A 17,958-nucleotide genomic window follows, 5' to 3' on the forward strand; every position below is an offset into this window, starting at 1 on the left:
TATACCATCGCAATGCAGTTTTCACTATTTATTGAAACTTGTTTAACACAAGTTCAGCTTAAAAAGGAATGTTCTAAATCGCAAAATTTCGTTTCGATATCTAGTTTTCAAAGAACAAGCTCCATGCAAATGCAAGCTGTTTGAGAGTTTGAGCTCTCAAAACTGAGCAACGAGTGAGTAAGTTTTGCAGCTAAGCTGCATATTTGAATGTTTCCACGCGGGAAACGATTCTCCATAGAAAGGAGGTGATCCAGCCGCACCTTCCGATACGGCTACCTTGTTACGACTTCACCCCAATCATCTATCCCACCTTCGGCGGCTGGCTCCTTGCGGTTACCCCACCGACTTCGGGTGTTATAAACTCTCGTGGTGTGACGGGCGGTGTGTACAAGACCCGGGAACGTATTCACCGCGGCATGCTGATCCGCGATTACTAGCAATTCCGACTTCATGCAGGCGAGTTGCAGCCTGCAATCCGAACTGAGACCGGCTTTTTAGGATTCGTTCCACCTCGCGGCTTCACAGCCCGTTGTACCGGCCATTGTAGTACGTGTGTAGCCCAGGTCATAAGGGGCATGATGATTTGACGTCATCCCCACCTTCCTCCGGTTTGTCACCGGCAGTCACCTTAGAGTGCCCATCCGAAATGCTGGCAACTAAGATCAAGGGTTGCGCTCGTTGCGGGACTTAACCCAACATCTCACGACACGAGCTGACGACAACCATGCACCACCTGTCTCCTCTGTCCCGAAGGAAAGGTACATCTCTGTACCGGTCAGAGGGATGTCAAGACCTGGTAAGGTTCTTCGCGTTGCTTCGAATTAAACCACATACTCCACTGCTTGTGCGGGTCCCCGTCAATTCCTTTGAGTTTCAGTCTTGCGACCGTACTCCCCAGGCGGAGTGCTTAATGTGTTAACTTCGGCACCAAGGGTATCGAAACCCCTAACACCTAGCACTCATCGTTTACGGCGTGGACTACCAGGGTATCTAATCCTGTTTGCTCCCCACGCTTTCGCGCCTCAGCGTCAGTTACAGCCCAGAGAGTCGCCTTCGCCACTGGTGTTCCTCCACATATCTACGCATTTCACCGCTACACGTGGAATTCCACTCTCCTCTTCTGCACTCAAGTCACCCAGTTTCCAGTGCGATCCGGGGTTGAGCCCCGGGATTAAACACCAGACTTAAATGACCGCCTGCGCGCGCTTTACGCCCAATAATTCCGGACAACGCTTGCCCCCTACGTATTACCGCGGCTGCTGGCACGTAGTTAGCCGGGGCTTTCTTCTCAGGTACCGTCACCTTGAGAGCAGTTACTCTCCCAAGCGTTCTTCCCTGGCAACAGAGCTTTACGATCCGAAAACCTTCATCACTCACGCGGCATTGCTCCGTCAGGCTTTCGCCCATTGCGGAAGATTCCCTACTGCTGCCTCCCGTAGGAGTCTGGGCCGTGTCTCAGTCCCAGTGTGGCCGATCACCCTCTCAGGTCGGCTACGCATCGTCGCCTTGGTGAGCCGTTACCCCACCAACTAGCTAATGCGCCGCAGGCCCATCCCCAAGTGACAGATTGCTCCGTCTTTCCAGTTCTCTTCAGGAGAAGAAAACAACTATTCGGTATTAGCTACCGTTTCCGGTAGTTGTCCCAAACTTGAGGGCAGGTTGCCTACGTGTTACTCACCCGTCCGCCGCTAACCATCAGAGAAGCAAGCTTCTCTTCAAGTCCGCTCGACTTGCATGTATTAGGCATGCCGCCAGCGTTCGTCCTGAGCCAGGATCAAACTCTCCAATAAAGTATTGAAAAGAGCGATAAGCTCATTTTGAAACTGACGAGATTAAAAATCTCATTTATGCTCCAGTCGATTCAAGCCAAGGCTTGTTTCAAACTTTCGCGTTCATTCTGCAAGCAGAATGTTTACTCACTCGTTGTTCAGTTTTCAAAGATCAAACTTGTTTGTGTTACTCTTTTTTCGTCTCAACCGTGTTTTCGGCGGCGACTTAAATAATATATCACATTTCGTTTGTTTTCGTCAAGAACTTTTTTATTTCTTTTTTTGAAGCTTTTAGTTCTTCACTAATTCCTATGCAGAATTTATCATTTGTTGACGATAAGCTCGTTTGAGGAACGAAATATAATGTATCATATTTCCTGAATAAGAGTCAACCTCTTTTTATAATTTATTAATCAAACAAAAAAGGAAGGTTTCCCCTCCCACTTTATAAGCCATTTAACGACAGGCTTCTCGAGTATCTACGCCTCAATCCAATAGCGGATTTCCCGTCCATCTCCTCCTATAAAGGATGGCCATCCAGCCGATTCTTTTACTATAGAACGAAACACCAGCTTACGAAGGATGAGCGGCAAATCCTCCCGTACAAATCTCAGCTGTGGATGATGGACAAGTTCATCCATACTCCACGGTTCTCTTCGACTTCCAAGCACACGCAGAAGCAATCCAGAGCAATCGCTCATTTTGGACATCACTGAGAATTCACAAGCAAGCAGTACAAGCTCTACTCTCTGTTCCAGCGTCTCCGAGCTTACTGTAAGCTCCTGATAGAGCTTCCACAAGGCACGATCCAAACTCTGCACATGTGTCCAGACGGCTTGATCCGGGTAGATTCCCTGCTCAATGAGTACAATTCTAGCCCAGTTCCCCAGAGCCTCAAGCACATTGTAATAGGCATCAACAACATGGCCCTCTTGAATGTAACGTTTGGCTTCCACATACATTCTCAAAAAACTGGCGAATTCGTGTAGCAGCTTTTGCTCACGCAACTCGGTTCCAAAAGCAGATAGCTCCTCTCGCAAATCGCTCAAGGCGTTATCCGCTTCCCAGATAATCTCACCTTCAATAAGGCACTGCATGATGTTATTGTTATCCCCCGTAATTACACTGCTCTGCAGCTCATGACGGCTGATATAGATCATTTGATAACGAAGATCACCATATTTGTAGTGTCCAACCTTGGATATCAACTGGTCGGTATTATGAACAACAAGTACGAGTAATTCAAAATCCTGGATTAGGGAGCCGTGGAATCGCTCTCCCGAGTGGGAATAAGCGATAGCCCCAACTGCCCCTGTCTCTTCCGACTGTTCGGACAAAAAAGCAAGGTTCTTTAGTTCCACGATTCCCTCCATACAATTCATGGCAGATAAGCGCCAAGTCAGTTATAATGTAATTCTACATGCAGATTGAAGTTTCCTTCTTATCCAGGTCCGATACTACTCATACGAATGGAGCATTTTTCATGATTTTTAAATCAGCAAAAATTAATGCTTTTCGCACTTGGGGACTACTACTTACCATGCTAGGCATGGGCCTAATGGTACTGGGAACTGCCGGAATTGTGTTCTGGGGACACGCGGGCAAAGTATTTGCCGCTGTGGGACTCGTCATCGGCCTAATTGCCATGATGGCTAGTCTGGCCATTTATTTCTGGGCTGGCATGCTTTCCACAAGCGCAGTACAAGTGGACTGTCCGGAATGTGGCAAGTTAACCAAAATGCTCGGCAAGACGGATCGTTGTATGTTCTGTCACACCATCCTTACCCTGGACCCTAATCAGGCCAATACAACCAGTTCACAACTGAAAGCGCATTCCACACCTCCATCCCCTTCCGACACAGATCATGGCATGAGTTCCAACAGCTAGATGTTCTTTTCATCAAAGCCCAGAGACAGAAAAAAGGCCCGGTATCTTCACCGGACCTTTTTTTGAATTTCAGAAAGACTTTTAAATTAATTAATATATAAGTTCAATAGAGCTATTTCATGTTTATTTCGAATACCCTGCGTGTTTTAACGTCTCCCATGCCGATGCATCGGCGAAGCTTCGATTCCATGCAGCTACTCCGCCCAATTTCAACGAAGCAACCAAATCAACACGTGCCTGAAGCGAAACGGCATCTTCTATCCAGATTTTCTTAGTGGCCCCATCCTCGGAATATTCCACATAATTCTGTCTGCTTTGTTTATCCAGAACAGGTTTGAGTTTCTTTTCCTTGATCAGGTCTGTGACGGTGCTCATGCCTACCGCTTTGGAAGACACTTTCACTTCTCCTTGATCATTGGTCTCTTCCGTCCAAATTCGAGTATATAGCGGCACAGCCATAATCAATTTGTTCGATGGTACTTCATCCTCTTCCAGGATCCGTCTCATAGAAGACTCGGTCCAAGGAAGCGAGGCAACCGAACCGGCCTTTGGACTGGCAGCCCAGTGCTCATCATACGCCATAACGACAATATAATCGGCAAAAGAGCCTAACGAGCGACGATCCAGAAAAGCAGACCACATCTCACTGTTCGATTTCGGCGTCACATCAACCGAGAGCATCAAGCCATGAATGCGCGCCATCGCTTTGATTTCGCGGACAAATTGAGTGATATTCGGTCCATCGTCTGTATAGACGTTCTCAAAATCAATGTTAATGCCGTCCAAATGATAGGTCTGTGCATACTCCAGCATCTGCTCAATAATATGCGTACGTGTCTCATATGAGGCAACAGCTTCTTTCGTAATATCCGGATCAAAGCTGTTATCCATCAAGCCCCACACTTCCATGCCGGAATGGTGAGCCCAGTTGACGTATGCTTTATCCCCTTTGCTTTTTACGTTGCCTTGTCCATCTGTAATATGGAACCACGTGGGACTGACCACATTAACTCCAGGCATCTTGCCAATTGAAGCCACATCAGGCTGTCGATTGTATACAGCTTCCCAAACCAGGTTGACCGGTTTATTCTGCCACTTTTTCTCCGCCGCAGTCAGTGTGAATTTGGGCTTGTCCAGTTCCTTTTTCTCCGTAAGGGTGACATACTTATTAGCCACATAACCGGCATAACCATTATCCAACTGAACAAAGCTCTGGTCATCTCCTGTTTGCCATACTCTTACTCGTGCGTCCTGCTCCATATCAGCAATGATGGGAGAAGATTCTCCCCCGCGTTTGTATAGTGGAACCGTTTTGTCCACCTTGGAAGACAATGTATCAATCTCTGCATATTGAATGGTGTCACCTCCACGCATCAGTAGCACCGCACCCGTTGTAGCATCTTCCTGTATCGCTATCCCATATACTTCTTTTAATGGTTTGAGCGGAATATAAGCTTCTCCCCCAACCACCTCCGGTTTAACCGTCATGGGATAATCTCGATGATTAAGTTCCGCCTTCGTACTGCCTTCCTTCATATGGAGAACTCGCTGCGGTGTTGCAATAATGATATCTCCTGTGTCAGCTTCATAACGTATTCCGGAATCGATCGCCTCTTGCAGCACCGATACAGGCAACTTAAGCTGATCCCCCGTTCCTGAAGCCTCACCATCCATCAGTTGTCCGTCCACAAAAATAGGTTGGTTCATTCCAATCCAGTCGGGGTCTTCGTGAATCTGATTAAGCCAAACATTCGTTATTAGCCAATAAGCACCGCCTGCAATAACACAGGCAGCCAAAAATCCAGGCCAGAACGAGCGGCGCTTCTGACGTGTATATCTGCTTTTTCTACTCAAACGTCTACCTCCGTTAATCATGCTGAATCATGAAATATCTAACCTGCTGGGACTATATACATTTTATCGTCCTAAAAACAAAAAACGTGAAGAATCCAATCTGAATTCTGCACGTTAATATTGTAATTCAACTCTCTTAATCCCTGCAACTTTTACAAACACCATAAACTTCCAATCGGTGACCATGTACTTCAAATCCTGTACTTGACTCCGCCTGGAGCTCCACGCTTTTTAGCGAAGGATAACTAAAATCTTCGATCTTGCCGCATTTATCGCAGATAACATGGTAATGATCCGTCACATTGGCATCGAAGCGACTTGAGTTATCTCCGTATGTCAACTCCCGGACCATGCCCGCTTCCAGAAACATCTTCAAATTGTTATATACAGTCGCCACGCTCATACTGGGAAACTGGGGTTCAAGCGCACGGTAAATTTCATCGGCTGTCGGATGCCCCATGGATTCCATCAGATAGTTCAATATGGCATGACGCTGGGGTGTAATACGGACACCGGTCGTTTTCAGATGCTCCAACGCATGTTGGACACGTGTTGCCATAAAACCCACCGCCTTACCTTTCATTACTCTGCAGAGACAGAATGTATGATCACTGTTCTCTTCATTCAGAGTTGATCCTCGGCTGGAACAACGACTTACATTTTCCTGCCGTGTAACCTTGCCAGTTTATATTTATTGTACGGCGATTGCAAGTTTATTGTCAACGCGTCAGTCAGGGAACTTCGGACGTTTGGTCTTGGGAATTCTGTCCGTCTTCGGTTATTTGTTCCAAGTTATCATCCGTATCTTCCGAATCCAGTGAATTCGTTCCAACAGGAGGCACTGCAGGATTACGATCAATAGTGAGGTCGCTGTTTCCCTCAACTTTAACCGTATACTCTCCTTCACCAAGCTGGCCCTCAATCGTTTTATTCTTCACTTTAAACGGCAGATCCGTTTGCAGATCTCCATAACTGCTGGAACCACTGAGGCTATAATCCCCCCGCTCCGGAAGCAGAATGTTAATAGCACCTACAGCGCTATAAACGTCCCAGTCACCGCCTACTTTGGCGGATACAATACTTATACTACCATTGAGGGATTGAGCTTTGACTGCCAAACTTGCGCCGTCTACACTGATATTTCCGTTTCGGGTATCCGCCGTGATCTCTCCGACGGAGTCCGTGATGCTAATACTTCCGACTTGTGTAGTCAGATTCACATTTCCAGAAACCCCACGGGCTTTCATGTCGCCTCGATTACTGTTCAAGTCCACATTTCCGATCGCATTTGCCACAACGACATCACCATTCAGCGTTTTACCGGAAATATCACCTACCGCATTCGTAATTCGTATACGTCCATTTCCGGTCTCGGCCAAAATAGTACTAATGGCCTCCGGACGATTCAACAGTATGGCTCCATTGGACGTTCGAATATCGAGATTAAAACGACGATCATCCGGGATCGTTATGGTGATATTCATCCGCGGCTGTGTTTTCTCGTTCTCTCCATACGTTTTGCCTGTAGTCTTGATATGAATCACTTTTGTCCCGTCTGCCTCAACAAAGGAAGCGTCCGCTACTGCTTTGGCCTGTACTTCAGTTGTCTGATCCACCCAAACTACCGTGCGCACTTCAATCTCTTCTGTGTCCCCCCGCTGTATCGAGATATCCCCGTTAACTCCCTCAACTACAAGGTCCGACGTATCCATACCTACAGGCACCCGAATCGTGCCCTTATCTTCCATATATCCTGCTGCCTGACTATAATCCATGGATGCTGCTCCCAGATTAAGACTCACCCTGTTCCACAAATGCATATAGTGATCCTGCTCTGAAACGATAAATACAGAAGCCGTCAGGACAAGGGACGTCAGGATGCCCTTCGCATCGGGTCTAAAGCGCATTTTAATTTTCTCACCTTGGTTGTCTGAAGCTGCATTCCCTCTTCGACGTGTCACTAAGAACAACAGTATGTATTCTACACCTAACACAACGAGCAAGAGGGGCCACCAATCGACCATCTCATATACATAGTCCGTTCCCCACCGTTTATCCAAAATCAACAGCACACCGACAGCTACGAGTAAGGCGGCAGCCGTATAGCGGCCGACCCGGACTTTACGGTTCATGGCTATCCCTCCTTGAATAGTTCACACTAGATTTTCTTCTTGCGAAGCATGACCCAGATTTCCCGTCCGAAAAGGATTAGTCCTCCTGCGATCATCAGAACAGCAAAAGTGTATCCGCCATAGACAGCGATTAGCTCTTTAAACCAACGTGGTTTACGAAAGAACAATACCAGCAGCGATCCCCCTACGATCAGAAGCAACCCAAACGAAATGCCTCTCTCCCACACCATCATGGCTTCCCCTGCAGAACGATCATTAGGGATGGGCTTGTCCGAGCTATTATGGGTAACCGCTCTTCTCCTGCGCATCATCACCCAGTCCGCAGATTGCAATACGTCGAATACATTGTAAAAGTAAATCACCGGAATAAACAACGCTAGCAGGATAAGCAATGGTACATTGATCTGTATTCCAATAGTTGAGAAGTACAAGAGTGCTGACAGGTCCAAAAGCACAAGCATCATGAAAGTCAGACCTCTCATGTATAATCGGAGATAAATATGGCCAAGACCCGGAATAACCGCACTTAGCAACCCGGCAATAAACTTGTGAGTCCGATTTCGGACAGGTTTTCTGCGCGTTCCGCTGGAATTATTGTTCGACTGACGTTTCCGTTTCATAAACGACTCCTTTCTTCCGGGGCTGACGTTCCCGCTCTTCATGCATTTGGTTAGATAGTACCCTAAAGAGCCAGGAGAGTAACTGGAAGAAATATGGTTATGAGCAAAAACCCTCCGGCACTACAGGCCTCAGAGGGTTTAATTCATTTATTCGACTGACACTTTCGTTACATGTTCCCACTGTCTTAACTTGGATACGAGCTGCACTGCACTGAACTCATGCGGCATGTAAACATGCAACACAATTTCAATTTTGCGTTCAACCGATATCATTTCTGCATAAGCCAAATCCTGCTCATTAACCGTTATTTTACGGATTTTGATCTTCTCCTGCTCCATAAATGAAGATACCTGTTCCAGAAAACCGGGCTCAGACAAGGTATGAAGTGTAACGACATGCAGTTTGTTTCCCCGTATATACCTAAGCTCCAACTTATTGAATACCCAGAGGTTAAGTAATACCAAGACTGTTGACACGATAGAGGCAAAAAAGAATCCCGCGCCTGTTGCCAGTCCGATGGCTGCCACAACCCAAATGGAAGCTGCCGTTGTCAGTCCGGTAATCGACTTGCCGGTAAAAAGAATCGTGCCCGCTCCAAGAAACCCAACGCCTGTAATAACGGCTGTAGCCAGACGGGCCGGATCAATCCTTACGTTTAATTCATTTGCAAAATCTTTAAAACCATAAATAGACAACATCATGATTAGTGCAGATCCAAGGCACACCAGAATATGGGTACGCAGACCGGCAGCATGATTGGAACGCTCCCGCTCCAGGCCTACAAGCCCTCCAAGCAGCATAGCCAGTAATAATCGTAATAAAATGTGCCACTCATCTATTAACCAGGGATTGCCCAAAGCCGGTATTCCTCCTCCAAGTTGTTCACATCATTAATCTTTATTCTTATGAAATGTCGTTAATTCCACTCCAGGTGCAATCTGTACAACTTCCACGGGCTTAAAACCGAACTTGGTATACAATTTCACGGCTGGCTGGTTCAACGTTCCTGTGGAAACGATATAACGAGGGAGATCCGGATACTGCTCAAACACATACGTCATCAAAGCAGCAGCAATTCCTTTACGAAAATGATCAGGATGCACCATCATTCGTGTAATCGTCAACGTATTGATCTCTTCCTCATCCACTGCAACCGCACCAAGCAATTCGCCATCCGTGTCCAGATAGCCATAGAAAGTCTCTCCACAGTTCTGCAGCGTCTCCATCGTATCCATCAAAGGTGGAATTTCCTGAAACCCGATGATTTCGGCTTCAAGCCGATAAGCTACATGCTGCAGTCGCCAGAGCTGACCTACTGTCTCCAGATCACTCAATGACAAAGATTGAATCTTCATAACCTACCTCATCTCCTTCATACGTCCACTGAATCCAGGACAATAAAATCAAACTTGTGCCCCTAACAAAAAGAGGCTGTCACAGGGACGAGCCTCTTTCTGTCCGGCCTCACCGGATGGATTAGCGGTTCAGTACATCTGTAAGCAGTTGATTGGCTAGTCCCGGATTGGCTTTGCCTTTGCTTTCTTTCATGACTTGACCAACGAGGAAGCCAATGGCCTTCTGCTTACCAGCCTTGTAATCTTCCACGGATTGTGGGTTGTTCGCAACAACCTGCTCCACAATGGCGAGAATGGCACCTGAGTCACTAATCTGGACCAGACCTTTTTCTTCAACGATTTGCTGTGGAAGCTTGCCGCTCTCGAGCATTTCCTTAAATACCGTTTTGGCGATTTTACTATTAATTGTACCTTTTTCAAGCAGTCCAATCATCTCGCCCAGACCTTGGCCAGTCAGTGGCACCTGAGTCAATTCAAGGTTGCTGGTATTCAAGTAACCGAGCAAATCTCCCATAATCCAGTTGGATACGGCTTTGGCATCCTTGGTGTATTTCAGACTGTCTTCAAAAAGATCAGCGACCGCTTTGGAAGAGGTAATAACCTCCGCATCATAATTAGGCAGTCCATAATCAGCGGTATAACGGGCTTTACGCTCGTCCGGAAGCTCCGGTATGGAAGCTCTGATCCGTTCTTTCCAGGCTGCATCGATATGCAGCTTCACCAAGTCCGGGTCTGGGAAATAACGATAGTCATGTGCTTGCTCTTTACCACGCATCGACAGTGTTTTCCCTTGAGCCTCATCCCAGCGACGAGTTTCCTGAACCACTTCACCGCCGTCGTCCAGAATTTCCGCTTGGCGATACTGTTCATATTCCAGACCACGCTGAACGCCGCGGAAGGAGTTCATGTTTTTCAGTTCGGCTCTCGTTCCCAGCTTCTCCTGTCCATGCGGACGCAAACTAATGTTGGCATCACAACGCAGTGAGCCTTCTTCCATCTTCACGTCGGATACATCACAGTACTGCATGATCGCACGCAATTTCTCTAGATATGCACGCGCTTCCTCCGGAGAAGAAATCTCCGGCTCAGAGACAATCTCCACGAGCGGTGTACCAACACGGTTAAAATCGACCAATGAAGCATAGCCGCCATCCACGTGGGTAAGCTTCCCTGCATCTTCTTCCAGATGCAGACGCGTAATGCCGATTCGCTTCGTTTCACCGTTTACTTCAATATCGATCCAACCGTTCTCACCGATCGGTTGATCGAATTGTGAGATCTGATAAGCTTTCGGAGAATCGGGATAGAAGTAGTTTTTGCGGTCAAACTTGCTGACATCAGCAACGGTGCAGTTAAGGGCCATGGCTGCTTTCATCGCGTAATCTACAGCTTGGCGATTCAATACAGGCAATACGCCTGGATGTCCGAGACAGACCGGACAAGTATGTGTATTTGGCGGAGCTCCAAAGGCAGTGGAGCAGCCGCAAAAGATTTTGGAGTTTGTATGCAACTCGACATGGACTTCAAGTCCAACGACCGTTTCATATTTAGATGCGGACATTTCTATATTCCTCCGTTCCGGGCAGTCTACAGCTGCGGACGCTGCTTGTGGAATTCCGTATTTTGTTCAAACGCATGCGCTACGCGCAGTACGGTCGTTTCATCAAAAGCTTTACCGATAATCTGCATGCCGACAGGTAGGCCATCCGAGAATCCGCAAGGGATGCTGACCGCAGGTACACCAGCCAGGCTGACCGGGATCGTCAGAATGTCGTTGAGATACATCGTAAGTGGGTCATCGACTTGGGAACCAAGTTTGAATGCTGTTGTTGGCGCAGTTGGTCCAATGATGACATCATATTTGGCAAATACGTCGTCGAAATCCTGTTTGATCAACGTACGCACTTTCTGAGCTTTCAAATAATAGGCATCGTAGTAACCCGAGCTGAGTGCATAGGTTCCAAGCATGATGCGTCGTTTCACTTCAGGACCAAAACCTTGACTGCGGGACTGGTGGTACAGATCCAGCAAGTTTTCCGGATTGTCTGCACGGACACCATAACGTACGCCGTCGAAACGAGCCAGGTTCGAAGAAGCCTCCGAGGAAGCGAGCAGATAATACGTAGCCACCGCATATTCGGTATGCGGAAGGGATACTTCTTCCCATGTTGCGCCAAGTCCTTCGAGGACTTTCAGGGCAGACAGGACGGTTTCTTTAACTTGAGGATCAACGCCTTCTCCAATGTATTCCTTCGGAACAGCAATGCGAAGTCCTTTGACGTCCCCTGTCAGTCCGCTCAAGTAATCTGGGATATCCACTTTCGCGGATGTCGAATCTTTGGCGTCATATCCAGCAATGGCTTGCAGCACATAGGCAGAATCCTCGACATTTTTCGTCAAAGGTCCAATTTGATCCAGTGAAGATGCGAATGCAACCAGACCAAAGCGGGAAACGAGTCCGTAGGTAGGTTTCAATCCGACAACGCCGCAATAGGATGCAGGCTGTCTGATGGAGCCCCCTGTATCTGATCCCAATGTGAAATAAGCTTCTCCTGCCGCAACAGCCGCAGCAGATCCACCACTTGAGCCGCCTGGAACACGATCGAGTGCCCAAGGGTTACGTACAGGGTAGAAGCTTGAATTTTCATTGGAGCCGCCCATGGCGAATTCGTCCATGTTCAACTTCCCGATCGTCACGGTATCCGCCGCTTTCAGCTTCTCGACAACCGTTGCATCATATACCGGGTCGAAGTTGCGCAAAAACTGGCTGCCGCATGTTGTGCGCAGTCCGTTCGTAACGATGTTGTCCTTAATGCCGACTGGCAGACCGAAAAGTAAACCTTTCTCCTCACCGCTGACGAGACGATCATCCAGTTGACGTGCACGTGCACGTGCTTGTTCTTCATCCAGCGCCAGATAAGCCTTAACCTTTTCATCCCGTTCACCAATGTTCTGATATGCCTGATTCACCAGATCGCTGACCGACAGCTCCTTGGCGTGCAGCTTGTTATGTATCTCCGGCAACGATTGTTCAAATAAACTCACGTAATTCGTCCTCCTTCCGGTTATCCGTTATTCCATTACAGCAGGCACTTTGAATTGCCCTTCTTCTTCTTCTGGTGCATTGCGCATGACCTGTTCAATCGACAGACTTTCCTTCGTCTCATCTTCACGCATCACATTGCTGACGTGCAGCACGTGAGTGGTTGGCTCAATGTTCTCTGTATCCAGTTCATTCAGCTTCTCAGCATATTTTAAAATCGCGTTCAGCTGTCCAGTCAGGGTCTGCTCTTCTTCGGCAGTCAAATTAAGCCGGGCCAGCTTGGCCACATGCTGAACGTCATTATTCGAAATACTCATTTCCGGATGCCTCCTTCATTCGTTCTAATTCCTGAAACCGCCAAAACGAATCGTTCGTTTAACGGGCTAAAGTCCCAAGATAACTTTTTTCATTATAGGTGAGATAGTTCGACAATTCAATGCAAATGACCCGAGTTACCGAATATGCAAAATAACCCCATAACAATGGAGTCTTCCTTTAATGCAAATTTCAAAACCTAATTAACTGAATTTTCACACGCATAACCAGTATAATGAGGGCTTCAACGTTCATACGTTCCAATCTAATCAAAAAAGAGCCGGCATCAGCCGACTCTTAAAATTCTAAATCCATGCACGCAGGTTAACCTGCTTTATAAAATCCGCCTGTGACATAACATCGTTCGCGGTTTCCTCTTCCTCTTCCACAGCTTGAAAATCTCCGTTCATCAGATGATGAAACAGTTTCTCATTGTGTGTCGCAAGGGCGTAATCTATCAACGCTTCTCGCTCGACCCGCTCAGCTTCCTGCTTCAGCAGAACCTCTTCTAGATCGACGTCGCCGGATGGAACAAAAAAGTTCCGATTCACCTGCGGCACTCGAAGCACGTAATCGAACGCATTGTCCGGATTCCGGTCATAAGCGATGATGAAACCATATTCCCCCACAGGAAGATTCTGCTCAAACGCATCCGCGACGATGACAACCTTCTCTCCTAATCGCAGCATCGTCTAACCTCCTGGTAGTCTATCTTTTTATTATTTGTATAGTCTACTAGAAAAGAATAGCGATGTCTACGATTACTAGAATTAAACAAAACATTTGTGCAAAATCTTTTTTTCATGTTGCAAACTCATTATTTGCCCGATGTTTGCTTAGGAGTCCTGCGGTCTGCTCGGATCACAACGAACCAATATATGATCAAAGGTGTGGGGAATCCGGTGATGCCCCACAATCCCCATAACCAAGGGAAACGGTCACGCCTTCGTGCATCCTGAAAGATCCATGTTCCCTGTATCAGCAAAAGAATGGCAATCAGAATAAGCCATATGAGCGGAATTTCATTTAAAGGATAATGCAGATCATTCATGACGAGTCTCCTTCCGGCGTCGCCCTGACCAGATTGCTGCCACGGCAATCGCTGCGCACAAGCTAATAGCCTGGATACCCAAATATAGAGCTGGAGCCGAATGGAACAATAAGGCACCAAAAGCGATAATGAACAATCCCACAATCCAGAACAAGATCATTTCGATCCGATTGGCTCGTCGTCTCATTTGTCTTCGTTCCTTGACTTGGGCTTCAATTGAGGCTAATGAAGGAATATTTACAGGTTCATACGCATCATCGAGCACTTTCAACTGTTGTTGCATCCGCATCAGAATCTCTTGTTCATCCTGTTCTTCAGATCCACTCATGCTCATCCCAGCTCCTTTCTCAATTGACGAAGGCCATAGGCAGTTCGAGACTTCGCCGTTCCGGATGGAATACCAAGCATTTCACCAATTTCATCATAGCCATAACCATAATAATGCTTCAGCAGGACGGCAATACGATGTTCTGGGGTTAACCTTGTCATAGCATCCATCACATCTGTCCATTCTTCATTCCGGCTCTCAAATTGCCATCGCAATTTTCGTACAGCCTGATTACGAATTGCTTCCAGCCAAATCTGTTCTCTTCGCCTGCGTCTAGTCTTGTCGATATATATACGGGTGGCAATCGTAATCATCCATGACGAAAAGGCAGACGAGCCATCGTATCTATGAATATTTTCCATACATCGAATCATTGTATCCTGCACCGTCTCCTCGGCAACGTTGGGGTCCATCGTTACTTTGACAAGATACTTATACACAAAAGCGTAATGACGCTGCAGCAGTTCTGCCAGTGCACTGTCATCTCCCTGTATCGCTCTCTGTACCTCTTCCAGTTCGGCTGCCTCCATCTGAATCATCACCTGCTCTCCGCTCAGTCTTATGTTATTACGACAGGCTCTGCAGAAACGTTCAATTCAATCCAAAAAAAATCTGAAGCCGACAATTTCCCGGGCAATCAGACTTCATTTCGGTAATCTTGCAGTTTGTCGAACCACGGTTGGTTGCGGGCTCCGCTGCTTATTAAACGACTTCTCCAGATATTTTGCTGTTGATCTTTGATTGGATTCATCTCATTATTCATGTAGTTATGTAGTTGAGGACGCTGGTTAACTGCTTCTATTCTGCTACTTTCCATTGCTCGACGGTTTTCTTCGATGATCACATGCTCGGCACGTTGTCCCAACTGAATCACTCGCTTTTTCTCCACTTCTATTTCCTCGCTCTCATTAGCTATTGTTTCATAATTCTTCTGACTATTATCATCTCAAGCTTATTATAATTCGACTGACTAAATGGACTAGAACAATCTTCTGTAGATACTTGTCAACGATCTGTATGTAGGGCTAAACGGGATGTAACTTTGATAAAAAAGAGGCTGAAAACAAAAAAAGAACGCAAACCGGGTATAGACCACAGTCTGCGTGCTTCGCAAGTTAGGGTGTTTCTTTTTATTGCTTCAGTTAGATGGTGCTTAAACGCTTGTAACAACTAATTGCTATTCTAATGAAAAAGTTGTCACTTGTCCAGACTTTCTTCACATAAATTGTCGGATCATCTTGCAGACACGTAAGGATTGTTCTTCTTCTCATAACCGATTGTCGTTTTGGGACCATGACCTGGATACACTTTGACCTCATCCGAGAAGGTGTATAACTTGTTCTGGATCGAATCAATCAGATCCCGTTCACGGCCTCCGGTCAGATCCGTTCTGCCTACACCCATACGGAACAGAACATCACCTGCAAACAGATCATCACCACATAGCAGACTTACACTGCCTGGTGAGTGTCCCGGTGTATGGTACACTTTGAACGTATGGCCAATAAAGTTCAAAGTCTGCCCTTCGTCCATGGCATATTCAGCTGGATCTGTCGAAAGCGGCGGGGTAGCCTGAGGCCAGTTCAAAGAACCATTCAATTTCGGCGTCGTGAGCCAATCGCTCTCCAAGTCATGCAAATAAACGGGACAGCCTTTCAATTTGCGAATTTCATCCACGCCACCCATGTGATCAAAATGCGCGTGAGTTAGCAGGATCGCTTCGATCTCCAGGTCCTGAATGGCTTTGAGTAATGGGCCCGGATTCATTCCCGGGTCAATGATTACGGCTTTACCTGGATCATCACCCTGCAACAGATACGCATTGGTCTGGAGCGGTCCCAATGAAAATGTACGAATGTTAAGCATATCGGCTTAGTAACCCGAAATCAGTTCACGCAACTCACGAATAATCGCTGCATTTGACTCCGTTCCTTCCCCATAACGTTTCCCAATCTCTTGACGTGCAACAGCCAAATTATCCTGATAATCTGCCGCTTCACGGTCCGGGTTGAGACGTTTGAATTCAACCATAACTTCCTGCACATGTTGCGGACGAGGCCCCCATTGACCCAGTACATGTCCGCCCGTATCTGCAAAAATAACGACAGGGACAGAGCGACCGCCCATCGTAAGGAACTCATCCATCACTTCAGGGTGATTTTCCAAAATAAGAACTTCTGTCGGAATGCCGGAGATTTCCAGCGCCTGGAACACGACCGGAACATTACGTACCACATCGCCACACCAGTCAGCAGCCAAAATTAACACACGCAAATCATCGCGGTGATTCAGGCTTTCGAAAAATTCACGATCATCCTCGCTTGGCCATGCAAAGCTGTCGTAGTTTGCCTGAAACTCACTTTGGTTCTTCGTCATGCTCTCAATGAATTCTTTCGGTGGCAGACCTTTACCGAATTTGTGAGACAAGTTTGGTTTTCCCATAACTAGACACTTCCCTTCTTTTTACGAACATTCATCCATTTAATAAGTACATAAACAATCATAAGTGCGAGAGCAACGAGCAGAATCGGCATAATATAAGGTGCCGCTTTCTCGTTGATATGTTGCCATTGATCTCCAAGTATCATCCCTAAATATATAAACAATGCAGACCAAGGTATAACAGCGAGGGTTGTCAGCAAAATAAATCGACCCGTATGCATTTTGGATATACCGGCAGGAATCGATATGGCATGTCTTACGACCGGAACAAAACGCGCCGTGAAAATGACACCTGTCCCATACTTGCGGAACCACTCTTCGGAATGGTCGATGTGCTTTTTCTGGATCAATATGTATTTTCCGTAGCGTTCAAGTACAGGTCTTCCGCCATAACGGCCAATCCAGTAAATAAATAGCTGGGCTATGACACCGCCCACGGTACCAAAAATCATTGCACCGAAAAAATTAATATGGCCTTGTGAAACGAGAAAACCTCCATATGCCAGTACAATTTCACTCGGAATAACTTCAAGCATTAGTCCAAGCATAATTCCAAAGTATCCAAGACTCTGAATCCAATCGAATAATTGATTGACAATGTTATGAATAACGTCCATCTCGACCCTCTTTCTTCATCCTGATTGGCAGTGCCCTTCCGCACCATGGATGTTCGTCCCTATTTTATCACAGGCATGTAGCTGTTGCTACTTCCCCCGTTTGGGATAGTGTCCCGCAAGCAGCCGTTTGCATATGGTATCGGGAGAGGAGCGTGAGAAGATGTCATTCAAATCAGCACCCGGTACTCCCCCGGTAAAACATAACACCCCAGGCCAGAAACTGCCTTCTGCCCGAGGTATCCGAAGAGCATGCAGCAAAGAGCTGTATCGAACAGCCAAAAAGTTAAAGGTATATATCTCCCCTGAGCTGATGAAGCAAGCGGAAGAATTGTATTATGGGAAGGTCATCGCCAATCTGCTCTGGATCGGAGAAAATAGGGATAATCGCAAAAAATTATGCGAATGGTGGAACGCGGATGTCAGCTTAGAGATTGCGACTCTATGGGGTGTGGAGGTAGAACCGCTGCAAGCTGCCTTTAAGAATGCGTTTGGCGGATATCGCCTGTAGGTTGGGAGTATGTTGAATCATTGTTTTCATGGAAT

At 46.8% G+C, this 17,958-nt stretch carries 20 protein-coding genes and 1 rRNA gene; 2 read left to right on the forward strand and 19 right to left on the reverse strand.

The features are described 5' to 3' along the window. Positions 1-238: 238 nt before the first annotated feature. Positions 239-1,790 (reverse strand): 16S ribosomal RNA (locus tag AC3ITG_RS27160). Between the two features lie 458 nt (positions 1,791-2,248). Then, positions 2,249-3,130 (reverse strand): nucleotidyltransferase-like protein, encoded by an 882-nt coding sequence (locus AC3ITG_RS27165; RefSeq protein ID WP_489251897.1) that lies wholly within the window; start codon positions 3,128-3,130, stop codon positions 2,249-2,251. Between the two features lie 122 nt (positions 3,131-3,252). Here AC3ITG_RS27165 and AC3ITG_RS27170 point away from each other — a divergent pair, with 122 nt between their 5' ends. Further along, positions 3,253-3,657, forward strand: coding sequence for a YgzB family protein (locus tag AC3ITG_RS27170; protein WP_053778954.1), 405 nt, complete (start codon positions 3,253-3,255; stop codon positions 3,655-3,657). Positions 3,658-3,780: 123 nt separating this feature from the next. On the opposite strand, the gene AC3ITG_RS27175 is transcribed toward AC3ITG_RS27170, so the two are convergent. The 17 genes from AC3ITG_RS27175 to uptA form a co-directional block, all read right to left on the reverse strand. After that, the gene (locus AC3ITG_RS27175) at positions 3,781-5,511 is read right to left on the reverse strand and encodes a glycosyl hydrolase family 18 protein (protein WP_489251898.1); all 1,731 of its coding nucleotides are present in this window, start codon (positions 5,509-5,511) and stop codon (positions 3,781-3,783) included. A gap of 136 nt (positions 5,512-5,647) precedes the next feature. After that, entirely contained in the window at positions 5,648-6,070 is a 423-nt protein-coding gene (gene perR, locus AC3ITG_RS27180; RefSeq protein WP_024631328.1) for a peroxide-responsive transcriptional repressor PerR, read from the reverse strand. A gap of 172 nt (positions 6,071-6,242) precedes the next feature. Further along, entirely contained in the window at positions 6,243-7,643 is a 1,401-nt protein-coding gene (locus tag AC3ITG_RS27185; protein ID WP_489251899.1) for a DUF4097 family beta strand repeat-containing protein, read from the reverse strand. A 26-nt stretch (positions 7,644-7,669) separates the two neighbouring features. After that, positions 7,670-8,263 (reverse strand): hypothetical protein, encoded by a 594-nt coding sequence (locus AC3ITG_RS27190; RefSeq protein ID WP_413373588.1) that lies wholly within the window; start codon positions 8,261-8,263, stop codon positions 7,670-7,672. A gap of 147 nt (positions 8,264-8,410) precedes the next feature. Continuing rightward, positions 8,411-9,121, reverse strand: coding sequence for an MgtC/SapB family protein (locus AC3ITG_RS27195; protein ID WP_099858589.1), 711 nt, complete (start codon positions 9,119-9,121; stop codon positions 8,411-8,413). A gap of 33 nt (positions 9,122-9,154) precedes the next feature. Further along, positions 9,155-9,619 carry a GNAT family N-acetyltransferase gene (locus tag AC3ITG_RS27200; protein WP_413373590.1) on the reverse strand — a complete coding sequence of 155 codons (465 nt, stop codon included), beginning with the start codon at positions 9,617-9,619 and terminating at the stop codon, positions 9,155-9,157. Between the two features lie 121 nt (positions 9,620-9,740). Beyond that, the gene (gatB, locus tag AC3ITG_RS27205; protein WP_090954751.1) at positions 9,741-11,180 is read right to left on the reverse strand and encodes an Asp-tRNA(Asn)/Glu-tRNA(Gln) amidotransferase subunit GatB; all 1,440 of its coding nucleotides are present in this window, start codon (positions 11,178-11,180) and stop codon (positions 9,741-9,743) included. 26 nt (positions 11,181-11,206) lie between these two features. Then, positions 11,207-12,664 (reverse strand): Asp-tRNA(Asn)/Glu-tRNA(Gln) amidotransferase subunit GatA, encoded by a 1,458-nt coding sequence (gatA, locus tag AC3ITG_RS27210; RefSeq protein WP_064640573.1) that lies wholly within the window; start codon positions 12,662-12,664, stop codon positions 11,207-11,209. 27 nt (positions 12,665-12,691) lie between these two features. Further along, the gene (gatC, locus tag AC3ITG_RS27215) at positions 12,692-12,979 is read right to left on the reverse strand and encodes an Asp-tRNA(Asn)/Glu-tRNA(Gln) amidotransferase subunit GatC (protein WP_110001637.1); all 288 of its coding nucleotides are present in this window, start codon (positions 12,977-12,979) and stop codon (positions 12,692-12,694) included. Positions 12,980-13,282: 303 nt separating this feature from the next. Next, entirely contained in the window at positions 13,283-13,666 is a 384-nt protein-coding gene (locus tag AC3ITG_RS27220) for a hypothetical protein (protein ID WP_024631336.1), read from the reverse strand. Positions 13,667-13,794: 128 nt separating this feature from the next. Further along, positions 13,795-14,028 carry a sigmaY antisigma factor component gene (locus AC3ITG_RS27225; RefSeq protein ID WP_413373592.1) on the reverse strand — a complete coding sequence of 78 codons (234 nt, stop codon included), beginning with the start codon at positions 14,026-14,028 and terminating at the stop codon, positions 13,795-13,797. Beyond that, a complete protein-coding gene (locus AC3ITG_RS27230; RefSeq protein ID WP_413373593.1) occupies positions 14,021-14,356 on the reverse strand; it encodes a YxlC family protein in 336 nt (111 codons plus the stop codon). The genes AC3ITG_RS27225 and AC3ITG_RS27230 overlap by 8 nt, the downstream gene beginning before the upstream one ends. A gap of 2 nt (positions 14,357-14,358) precedes the next feature. Next, complete coding sequence (gene sigY / locus AC3ITG_RS27235) at positions 14,359-14,886, reverse strand: RNA polymerase sigma factor SigY (protein ID WP_113055490.1); 528 nt, start codon at positions 14,884-14,886, stop codon at positions 14,359-14,361. 107 nt (positions 14,887-14,993) lie between these two features. After that, complete coding sequence (locus tag AC3ITG_RS27240; protein WP_489251900.1) at positions 14,994-15,230, reverse strand: hypothetical protein; 237 nt, start codon at positions 15,228-15,230, stop codon at positions 14,994-14,996. A gap of 359 nt (positions 15,231-15,589) precedes the next feature. Further along, entirely contained in the window at positions 15,590-16,222 is a 633-nt protein-coding gene (locus AC3ITG_RS27245; protein ID WP_090904734.1) for an MBL fold metallo-hydrolase, read from the reverse strand. A 6-nt stretch (positions 16,223-16,228) separates the two neighbouring features. Further along, positions 16,229-16,798 (reverse strand): thioredoxin family protein, encoded by a 570-nt coding sequence (locus AC3ITG_RS27250; RefSeq protein WP_113055371.1) that lies wholly within the window; start codon positions 16,796-16,798, stop codon positions 16,229-16,231. A gap of 2 nt (positions 16,799-16,800) precedes the next feature. After that, positions 16,801-17,415: an undecaprenyl phosphate transporter UptA gene (uptA, locus tag AC3ITG_RS27255; protein ID WP_413373595.1), complete on the reverse strand. Its 615-nt coding sequence runs from the start codon at positions 17,413-17,415 to the stop codon at positions 16,801-16,803. 160 nt (positions 17,416-17,575) lie between these two features. Here uptA and AC3ITG_RS27260 point away from each other — a divergent pair, with 160 nt between their 5' ends. Then, entirely contained in the window at positions 17,576-17,923 is a 348-nt protein-coding gene (locus tag AC3ITG_RS27260) for a hypothetical protein (protein ID WP_064640579.1), read from the forward strand. Positions 17,924-17,958: the final 35 nt, after the last annotated feature.

It is taken from the genome of Paenibacillus sp. GL_099_B, from assembly GCF_057835695.1.